At 52.1% G+C, this 10,127-nt stretch carries 8 protein-coding genes; 6 read left to right on the forward strand and 2 right to left on the reverse strand.

Annotated elements, in window-relative coordinates; translation table 11 throughout:
- Positions 1-19: 19 nt before the first annotated feature.
- Positions 20-1,465, reverse strand: a complete 1,446-nt coding sequence (locus A918_RS20790) for an amidohydrolase family protein (protein ID WP_198013306.1) — start codon at positions 1,463-1,465, stop codon at positions 20-22.
- 231 nt (positions 1,466-1,696) lie between these two features.
- Between A918_RS20790 and A918_RS0116070 the strand changes: the two genes are divergently transcribed.
- The gene (locus A918_RS0116070) at positions 1,697-2,578 is read left to right on the forward strand and encodes a helix-turn-helix transcriptional regulator (RefSeq protein ID WP_022712042.1); all 882 of its coding nucleotides are present in this window, start codon (positions 1,697-1,699) and stop codon (positions 2,576-2,578) included.
- Between the two features lie 28 nt (positions 2,579-2,606).
- On the opposite strand, the gene A918_RS0116075 is transcribed toward A918_RS0116070, so the two are convergent.
- Positions 2,607-3,365 carry an IclR family transcriptional regulator gene (locus A918_RS0116075; RefSeq protein ID WP_028233892.1) on the reverse strand — a complete coding sequence of 253 codons (759 nt, stop codon included), beginning with the start codon at positions 3,363-3,365 and terminating at the stop codon, positions 2,607-2,609.
- Positions 3,366-3,580: 215 nt separating this feature from the next.
- Here A918_RS0116075 and A918_RS0116080 point away from each other — a divergent pair, with 215 nt between their 5' ends.
- From A918_RS0116080 to A918_RS0116100, 5 genes are read left to right on the forward strand one after another with little or no spacing between them, the layout of a single operon-like run.
- Positions 3,581-4,522, forward strand: coding sequence for an ABC transporter permease (locus A918_RS0116080; RefSeq protein WP_022712044.1), 942 nt, complete (start codon positions 3,581-3,583; stop codon positions 4,520-4,522).
- The gene (locus tag A918_RS0116085) at positions 4,519-5,394 is read left to right on the forward strand and encodes an ABC transporter permease (protein ID WP_022712045.1); all 876 of its coding nucleotides are present in this window, start codon (positions 4,519-4,521) and stop codon (positions 5,392-5,394) included. Before A918_RS0116080 ends, A918_RS0116085 begins: the two co-directional genes overlap by 4 nt.
- Positions 5,394-7,178, forward strand: a complete 1,785-nt coding sequence (locus A918_RS0116090; RefSeq protein ID WP_022712046.1) for an ABC transporter ATP-binding protein — start codon at positions 5,394-5,396, stop codon at positions 7,176-7,178. Before A918_RS0116085 ends, A918_RS0116090 begins: the two co-directional genes overlap by 1 nt.
- Positions 7,179-7,209: 31 nt before the next feature.
- Positions 7,210-8,535 (forward strand): MmgE/PrpD family protein, encoded by a 1,326-nt coding sequence (locus A918_RS0116095; RefSeq protein WP_022712047.1) that lies wholly within the window; start codon positions 7,210-7,212, stop codon positions 8,533-8,535.
- A 17-nt stretch (positions 8,536-8,552) separates the two neighbouring features.
- Positions 8,553-10,115, forward strand: coding sequence for an ABC transporter substrate-binding protein (locus A918_RS0116100; RefSeq protein ID WP_022712048.1), 1,563 nt, complete (start codon positions 8,553-8,555; stop codon positions 10,113-10,115).
- The last annotated feature ends 12 nt before the right edge of the window (positions 10,116-10,127 follow it).

A 10,127-nucleotide genomic window follows, 5' to 3' on the forward strand; every position in this document is an offset into this window, starting at 1 on the left:
TTTGTTTTTGTGCTGCTGCCTAGTCCACACCGGACATAATGCCATTACGTTTTACTGCACGACCCGCTGCCCACACACTGTCAATGTCCTGCATGGCTGCAAAATTGAGCACGCGGTCAGCCAGAGTTCCGGCGATGGCGAAGCCGTAACGGTTGGTGCTCAGCAAAACGAGATCAGCCTGTTTGCCGACACTGATTGTGCCGGTCATGTCACCCATGCGGATGGCGGCGGCACCGGAGCCGGTTGCATAATCCAGCAGATCGGCTGGCTCATATTCACGGGCAATACGGGCATATTCTTCCGAGCGTTGCATATTCCATAACGCGGCACGCACATGCTCGAAATAGTCTTGAGTCAAAGCCAGATTAACATCGATACCGATACCGGATGGCAGTCCCATTTGACGTGCTTTGCCATGAATTGCAGGGGCAATATAAGGAAATTCACCCATAACCGTTGCGCATAACATGCCACCTGTATCCCGCAGCATGATAATTTCTTCATCGGTCATCTGTACGCCGTGGGAGACGTGAATTTCTGGCCCCAGTAAACCGGCTTTATGCAGATCGGCGATGTTGCGGTAGATACCTTCCGGAGGCATGGGGTTTTGTTTATGAATGTGCAGTGCAATCAGATAGGGCTCAAGCGCACGGGCGCGGTCGAACTCTGATTTTGTTTGCCGCATAGTGTGGCGTCCCAGTCCGTTACTGGAGGCAATACCAAAGCGGATCGGACTGTCGCTTGCGGAAAACAGTTCATCGCGCAGCATTCTGGCAGTTTCGAAATGCGCATCTGTAGGCGGGGCAAGACGCTGAGCCGAAGCCTCTGCAAGCGAAATCGTATCGCCCGGACCATAGGTGGGATCATGGGCAACCTGATAGCAGAAAGTTCCGCCGACACCGGATTCAATCAATCCGCGTGCACCGGCAAAGGCTTTCTCACGATTGTGCTGACCATGGGCGTAGTCAACCACACTGGTTACGCCTGAATCAATCGCCAGCAAACCACCGACATATCCCGCCAGATGAAAATCTTCCGGTGTCATACAAACGACGGTGCGCTCTTTCCAGGTCTGGTAATGATCGTATTTTGCGGCATGGGTTTTTACCAGAGTGCCGGCATTCATGATCTGCCAGACATGACGGTGACCGTCGATCATGCCGGGCATCAGAATTTTACCGGTTGCATCGATGATTTCCGCATCATCAACTTTCATACCCTTAGCAATGGCAACTATTCTACCGTTCCTGATAAGAACATCGGTGGCTTTCAGCTCACCGAGTTTTTTATCCATTGTAAGAATATCCGCATTGCGGATCAGTGTTGCGCGAGACGGATCTGCCTTCGCACCGGTCTTTGCTTCGGCCGGTTTTGTGGCTGATGCGGCGGAACTGCGGCCGGTGGCAACAGCTGTTGCCAGACCAGCAGCCCCGAGCCGGAACAGCTCTTTGCGGGTAATCGTCATTTTAAAATCCTCCCGAATACTCAGAATGTGCCGTGGCGTCAGATGCAGAAAGCGGAGAGATTCTGTCTTGTTGCCAGCGGCAATCGCGGTGTACTATCCGACGATGCGGGGGATTGATGCGAGTTGTTCTGCTATTGCGAAACGGACATTCGATTGCGCTAACAGGACAACAAAAGCGGCCGGTTAACGGTCACAAAAAGTGGAACGCAGAATAAAAACGGGAGAAGTGCCTTGCAAACAACGGATAATGTTGTGGCGGGCGATGTAATATGTTTTGCGCCGCTCGTGCGCAATTTCAGCCGCGGGCTGGTCATTGAAAATCATATGCATCCGTTCGGACAATTGCTTTATGCGAGCTCCGGTGTTGTCAGTGTTATTACCAGACACGGCAATTTTATTATCCCTCCTTACCGTGCCATGTGGCTGCCGCCCTATTGCGAGCACGAAGTCACCATGCTGACAGATACTAATATTACTTCTCTGCTGTTACAGAACGGTGCGGAACTGGAACTGCTGGATTGCCGTGTTATTGAAATGCCGCCTCTGATGCGTGCTTTGCTTGTTGAGACGCTGAACTTTCATAAAAATCAGCGGAATATCAAACGTGAACAGGCAATTTTGCAATTATTACGCGGAGAAATTGCTTCGGCACAGCGCGTTTCCTGCACAGTTCCGATGCCTGCCGGCGAAAAGCTGGCAGTGTTGTGCAGAGAGATTATGCAGGACTTGTCAAAAACATTGTCTCTTGCGCAACTTGCTAAAAAAGCAGCGAGCACCCCAAAGACCATTGCACGTCAATTTCAAAATGAGCTGGGTATGAGTTACCGGCACTGGCTTGAGACAATCCGGTTTAATTATGCCTGTGCGGAACTGGAGCGTGGCACTGCGGCCAAGATTCTCGCTGCGGATCTTGGTTATACGGCAAGTGCTTTTTCCAATATGATGAAGCGCTTTCAGCAACGACTGCAACAGGAGCGTATCAAAAACACCAAGGATACGATTTTCGCAGATTTACCGCCGTTCGAGTGGATCACAAGACCGGCTGCCGAACCGCAACAGGAAAATGACCGGCGCTGGCTTGAAAAAGCCCGCCAACATGCAGAGAAAGTTTGAGGCAGAGCGGGCTTTAAAAAAGTAGCAATCAGTTCGTTACATTCAAACATTCTTTGAGCTGATCAATGAGATTGTCCATCACATCAGGCTTCATATTTTCCAACGGGATGTTGAAAGAAATAGCAACATTGACGCGGAACGGGTTTGGTTTTGGCAAAGGCAAACCCAGACCGCCGACACCCGGCAGGTAATAACCCATATTAACCGCGTAACCCCGCGCAAGTGTCTCATTAACTTGTTGTTTTACGACATCCACATCCACATGGCGCACGGCAGGATATTGCGTGTAACGCTCTGTATTTGCCTGTAAAATTGCTTCGCGCTCACCTTCCGGCAAAGTGGCCATCAAAGCAACACTGCCTGCCGCAATCCCTAAAGGCATTCTTTCGCCGATGCCGAATTGCTGTTGCGGCAGAATGGAACGGCTTATCATTTCAGCACATACTGCATCAAAGCCCGATTGTGCTATAATATAGGTCGTATATCCGGTTTTTTTGGTGAATTCAGTCATGCCGGGTTGCAGCTTCTGAATTTGCGGCGTGAGCCGTTGTTGGCGCTGAGCCAGCAGGAAAATAGCCGAGCCCAGCCGGTAATGACCATAGCGCTCTGCAGGTTCCGCAAAGCCCTGTTCTGTCAGCGCCATCAGAGTTCTGTGGGCTGCCGATTTGGCGACATTCAGGGATTTGGCGATTTCGGCAAGCGCAGCACCGTCTTCACCATAATCGCCGAGCAATAGCAAAATATCCAAAGCCCGTGAGGCATTTGAAGATGAATTATTTGTCGTCATAAAGAATCTCATATTCCAATAATCGGAATAATTATAAATAATAATTCCATTAAAAGAAATAGATTGACACAAACAAATTTTTTAGCTGTCATTACAGGCAGGAGAACACATAAATCGTGACCATGAATTGACAGGCATAACCCGCGGCTGAAACAGCCGGATGGGAACAGAAAAATATTTGCTGCTTTCACGGTGACGGGAATCTCGGAGGGGAGATGCTGTCTTTTGTGACGAGGAGACTTGGCTTTGCCGCCATAACTCTTTTCAGCGTATTAACGCTGGTGTTTTTGCTTGTACGGATATTGCCCGGAGACCCTGCTCTGGTTTTGCTTGGCGATCAGGCCAGCCCTGCCAGTATTGCTGCGGTGCACCAGAAACTTGGACTGGATAAGCCGGTTTTGGTTCAATATGGCAGCTTTCTCTGGGATGCTTTGCAAGGTGATCTGGGGAACTCCATGATTACCGGCAGACCGGTCTCGGCGGAAATTCTCAATGTTTTACCTTATACGCTCGAACTGACCATTGCGGCACTGGCACTGGGTCTCATCCTCGGTGTTCCGGCCGGTGTATGGGCGGCTGTAAAACGCAATAAAATGCCGGATTACATTATCCGCTTCATCTCATTGCTCGGCCTGTCCCTGCCTGCTTTTGTTGCCGCCATTCTGTTGCTGATGGTGTTTGCTATTCAGCTGAAATGGTTTCCGGTTATCAGCGCCGGCGGCTCGGGAGATATTCTGGAGCGTTTGCGCCAGATGGCGCTGCCGACACTGTCTCTTGCCCTGATTATGATGACTTACATCACCCGTGTGACACGTTCTGCCATGCTGGAAGTCCTCAGTCAGGACTATGTGCGCACTGCCCGCGCTAAAGGTGCATCGCAATATAGCGTGGTTTGGAAACATGCGCTTGGCAATTGTCTCGTGCCGATTGCAACGGTTGTGGGTCTCTATCTCGGCATTCTGATCGGCAATTCGGTTCTGACAGAAATCGTGTTTTCCCGTCCGGGGCTTGGCAAGCTGATCTTGTCGGCTCTGACCCAGCGTGACTACACACTGCTGCAGGGCATGATTGTGGTCTACACCTTCATGGTTGTCATCGTGAACCTTGTGACAGACCTGACCTATGGCCTGCTTGATCCGAGGATTCAGTACAAATGAGCACAATTTCCACATCTTACGAAAAGACAGCCTTCAGTTCTGTCATACCGTTTCTGCGCAGGCTCGGTATCTCGACATGGATCGGCATTTTTGTTGTTGTGCTGCTGATCGGTGCTGCAATATTTGCACCGCTTCTTGCACCTTACGATCCGGCAGAGCAGGATATTTTCAAACAACTGATGCCGCCGAGTTCTGAGAACTGGTTTGGCACGGATAATTTCGGGCGGGATATTCTCTCCCGCTTGCTTTGGGGCGCCCGTTACAGCCTGACCATTGGTCTGCTGGCGATTGCTGCCGCAACCATTATCGGCTCGCTGATTGGTATGCTTGCCGGATATCTCGGCGGACGCACAGATATTATCTGCATGCAGATCATGGATGTGGTGCTGGCCTTTCCTTCGCTCATCCTCGGACTGGCACTGGTGGCGCTCATGGGGGCGACACTGACCAATATTATTATTGCGATTGCCTTTACTGCCACGCCCGCCTTTGCACGCATTGCCCGCGCGGCGGTGCTGACCCAGCGTGATCGTGAATATGTGCAGGCCGGTCGTTCAATGGGGTTTTCAGGACCACGTATTCTGTTCCGGCATATTCTTCCCGCCATTCTGCCCGAAGTGATGGTGATGACATCCCTCTGGATGGCAACGGCTGTGCGTACTGAAGCATCGCTGGCTTTTATCGGGCTGGGTCTTGCCCCGCCAACTCCGACATGGGGCGGCATGGTGCGTGAAGGTTTCGACAATATTCTCAATGCTTTCCATCTGGCTTTGTTTCCAAGTCTGGCAATTCTGCTGCTGGTGCTTGCGTTTAACCTGATCGGTGACGGGCTGCGTGATGCGATTGATCCCCGTTTGAAGGATGCATCGTGATGAAGAATAATTCCATTTTGTCTATCAGGGATTTGCATATCTCTTTTGGTGCCGTTCCCGTTGTTCATGGCCTTAATTTTGAGATTGAAGCAGGAAAAACACTGGCGCTTGTCGGTGAATCCGGCTCCGGTAAGAGTGTAACCTCGCTTGCTGTTATGGGACTGCTACCCGAAGCAACCGGCCATGCAACAGGTTCTGTCCGGCTCGGGGATACGGAATTGCTTGGTCTTTCAGAAGACCGGATGCGCAGTATTCGCGGCCGTCAGATCAGCATGATATTTCAGGAGCCGATGACATCGCTCAATCCGGTGCAGCGGATCGGCGATCAGCTGGCAGAGGTTATCCGGTTGCATCGCGGGCTGAAAGGAGCGGCCTTGCGTGAGACTGTGCTGGAGATGCTGCGCAAGGTGCGGATACCTGACCCTGAAACACGCATGAAACAATATCCGCATACATTTTCCGGCGGTATGCGCCAGCGTGTCATGATTGCCATGGCACTGGCCTGTAGCCCGAAACTGATTATTGCTGATGAGCCGACAACGGCGCTGGATGTGACGGTTCAGGCACAAATTCTGGATTTGCTGCGGGAATTGCAGCGTGAAACCGGCACAGCCATTTTGTTCATTACCCATGACATGGGTGTGGTTGCTGAAATGGCAGATCATGTGCTGGTGATGCAAAAAGGGCGCGAAATTGAACGGGGCGAAGTTCACGAGATATTTTCGAACCCGAAAGATGACTATACCCGCACGCTGATTGCAGCAGCGCCAAGCCTTGTCGGACGATCGGTGAAACAGGTCGAGTCATTGGAAGTTTTGCAGGAACTGCCGCTGACTGAAGGCTCAAGCGACACAAAAGATGCTCCGGTGATTACGGTCAATGATCTTTGCGTGCGCTTTCCGGTGCGCTCCGGTCTTCTCAGCAGACTGACCGGCAATGTTCATGCGGTGGAAAATGTTTCCTTCGCAATCGGCAAAGGCGAGACACTGGGGCTTGTCGGGGAATCCGGTTCAGGAAAATCAACGATCGGCAAAGCAATTATTGATCTCGCTCCCGTTCATGCAGGCCGAATTCAGCTTTCCGGACGGGAAATCGATTATAAAGACCCCAAAAGTCTTTCGGCTCTGCACCGCGATGTGCAGATGATTTTTCAGGATCCGTTCGGCTCCCTGAATGCCAGACAAACCATTGGTTCCGCAATCATGGAGCCTATGACTGTGCATAATCTTGCACAGCGTAAAGAGGCACGGGAGAAAATGCACTGGCTGCTGGAAAGAGTGGGGCTTGATCCGCGCCGCGCTGCCAGCCTGCCGCACGAATTTTCCGGCGGGCAAAGGCAGCGTATCTGTATTGCCCGCGCACTCGCGATGTCACCGAAACTGATTATCGCGGATGAAGCGGTTTCCGCTCTCGACGTGGCGATCAAAGGACAGATCATTGATCTGATGATTGATCTGCAGCAGGAGTTTGGCGTTTCCTATCTCTTTATCAGCCATGACATGGCAGCGGTCGAGAAAATCTGTGACCGCGTTGCAGTCATGTATTTTGGCGAGATCGTAGAGATCGGCGCCAAGAAAGATGTCATCGCCAATCCGGTTCACCCTTATACGCAGCGCTTGCTATCCGCGATTCCGGTCACGCATCCGGCACAGAGAAAAGAGCGCATTATAACCGCTGCCGATAAGGAGAAACCACGCAGCCCGCTGAAGCCGCTTGATTACAGCCCGCCGGTCAGCCGATGGGCGAGAGCATCCGACGGGCATTATATCCGGCAATCCGCATAACGAAATGCAATGAGAACGGGGCATTTATTCAATGCATATCATCGATAAACTTGCTGCTTTTGCTGCGGAACATCCGCAGGGACAATTGCCTGCAGACGTGAAAGAACGCATCCGGTTGCTGGTTCTGGATCTGGTTGCGGCAACCGGCGCAGGCTTTACATCTGATCTGGCAAAAGCGGCGCGTTATACGGCAATTCATGCTTACGGGGGAAGTGCAGCAACCCTCTGGCTCTCCGGAGAAAAGTCCTCCGTTACCGGTGCCGCTCAGGCGAATAGTGCGGCGGCGAGTGCGCTGGATATTGATGACGGCCATCGCGGTGCTGCTGGTCATGCCGGTGCCGGTGTTATTCCGGCGGCTTTGGCCGTGGCTGAAGTTTTGGGCAGTGCCGATGAGGATATTTATGACGCGATTGCGCTTGGCTACGATATTGCGCTGCGCATTGCCACCTCCAGACCAACCGCCGCGATTGACAGTTATAATAGCGGGCGCTGGGTTGGCTATGGTGCGGCCGCTGCCGCAGGACGGCTTTTAAAACTGAGTGCTCCGGCCATGGCTCATGCATTGGCGATTGCCGGTGCGGAAGGGCCAATCGGTTATCCGTCCGGTACTTCACGCTATCAGGGCACGACGGTGAAAGAAATGATCCCGCCTGCGGTTGTAGCAGGGATTACCGCTGCCTATCGCGCTGTCGCCGGTGCTACAGGCCCCCGCGATTTGCTGGATAATGCAGAAAAATATGACCCTGCAATATTGCTGTCTGACCATGGTCAGCAATGGTGGCTGGTGCAGTGTTATCTCAAACCCTATGCGTGCTGCCGGTATATGCATGCAGCTGTCGATGCTATTTTGGCAATGCGTAAGCCGGAGCTGCCGGTGCTTTCACTGAAAATTGAAACATTTCCGCAGGGTTTACGCCTGTCCAATGAGCGTGCGCCGCAAACACTCGAAGGCGGGCAATATAGTTTTTATTTCAGCTGTGCCTTGGCAGCCTTGAAAGGCGAAGCTGCATTGCAGCCGGTTAATCCGGATATGCTGGCCGCCCCTGAAATACTGGCGCTGGCGGAGGGGATTACGCTTGAAGCCACTCCGGATTTTGCTTCGGCTTTTCCAAAATCAACACCGGCGCGTGTCTCGCTGGATCAGGGGCAGGGCATTGAGATCATGGAAGTGCTGCATCCACGCGGAGATGTGGCCAATCCGCTTGGCTATGCGGATATTGTCACGAAATTCCGGCGGATTAATGCGGCGTATATCACCCCCGATGATCAGCAGCTTTTGCTTCAGGCTTTTGCGGATTTTCCGCAGGCAGGATTTACCCCCGTGCACGCTGCTTTGAGCAGACAAATTATAAAATAAAAGAGGAGGAGCATAATATGTACAGAATAGTTTTAAAAACCGGCGCACTGGCAGCCTTTATGGCCTGTTCGGCACTGGTATCCGTACCGGCTTTTGCAGCTAAAACAGAACTCGTTTTAGGGGCTGCGGCAGCAGATGTCGGCAAGCTTGATCCGCATTTTGCCAATTCGACATCGGATCGCACACTGGTTGCATGGATTTTCGGCGGACTGGTGCGCTTTGCACCCGGCAGCACCGATCCTTCAACAATTGAGCCTGATCTTGCTGAAAAATGGGAGCATTCAGCAGATAAAATGGAATGGACATTCCATTTGCGCAAAGGCGTACAGTTTCAGCAGGGTTATGGCGAGGTAACGGCCGATGATGTCGTGTTCTCCCTCAATAAAGCTGGGAAACCGGAAACATCAGCTTTCGCGACTGATTATGCTGCTCTGAAATCTGTCGAAGCGGTTGATCCCTATACGGTGAAGATCACGCTTGCCAAAGCGGTGCCTAGTCTGCTCGGACTGGTGTCGAATTATTCCGGCGGCTTTATCCTGAGTAAAAAAGCCTATGAGGAGCGCGGCGACGAGTTTCAGCGTCGTCCGGTTGGTTTCGGGCCTTTCTCACTGGAAAAAATTGAGCCTAGTGTTTCCATCGAGTTCAAAGCCCATGATGGCTATTTCCGTGGCAAGCCGAAGCTTGAGAAAATCATCTATCGCTTTCTGAATGCCGCTTCCGCACGCGATCTGGCCTTTATCTCCGGTGAGATTGATGTCTCCGCCGGCACCACAGATCAGAAATGGCTGGCGCGGACACGGGAAGTACCGGAATCCGTGGTTGATATTTTCGATCCGGCCGAACTGACCCTGCTTCATGTAAACCGCACCAAAAAACCGTTTGACGATATCCGTGTCAGACAGGCGCTTGCCTATGCGGTCAATGCCGGACAGATGGCGCAGTTCCGCGGCAAGGAATTCACCCGTGAAGTGAAATCGGTCATTCCGAGTAATAATCTTGGTTATACGAATGAGGCTGGCGTTGTCTCCAATGATACGGAAAAAGCCAAGGCCCTGCTGGCCGAAGCAGGCTATCCGGACGGCGTAACGATTAAAATGCTGTCCAGCCAGCTGCCAAGTCTGGAGCAGTCGGCACAGATGTTGCAGGCACAGGTTGCCAAAGCGGGTATCAAGCTGGAACTGGAACCGGTGGAACATGCGACCTGGCACCAGATGATCCGCAAGGATCTCAGCCCGATTGTGATGTATGGCGCCGCACGTTTTCCGGTCGCGGATTATTACCTCACACAATTCTATCATTCAGACAGCATTGTCGGCAAACCGACTGCGGTGACCAATTTCAGTCATTGTGCGGCTGCTGATGAGCAGATTGTTACGGCACGGTCAGAAGTGGATCCGGATAAGCAGCTTCAGCTCTGGCATGAAGCACAGAAACTGATTGTCGCGGATGTCTGCGCAATTCCGCTGAATGAAACCGCGCAGGTCTGGGTTCGCAAGAAGAGCCTTGATTGGGGCTTTGAGCTGAAAGGCTCTTTGTCGCTCGGACCGCTTGTAACTGAACAGACGCATTTCACTGATTGAAACCGTACGTGG

It is taken from the genome of Pseudochrobactrum sp. AO18b (genome assembly GCF_000409565.1).
Classification (GTDB): Bacteria; Pseudomonadota; Alphaproteobacteria; order Rhizobiales; family Rhizobiaceae; genus Pseudochrobactrum; species Pseudochrobactrum saccharolyticum.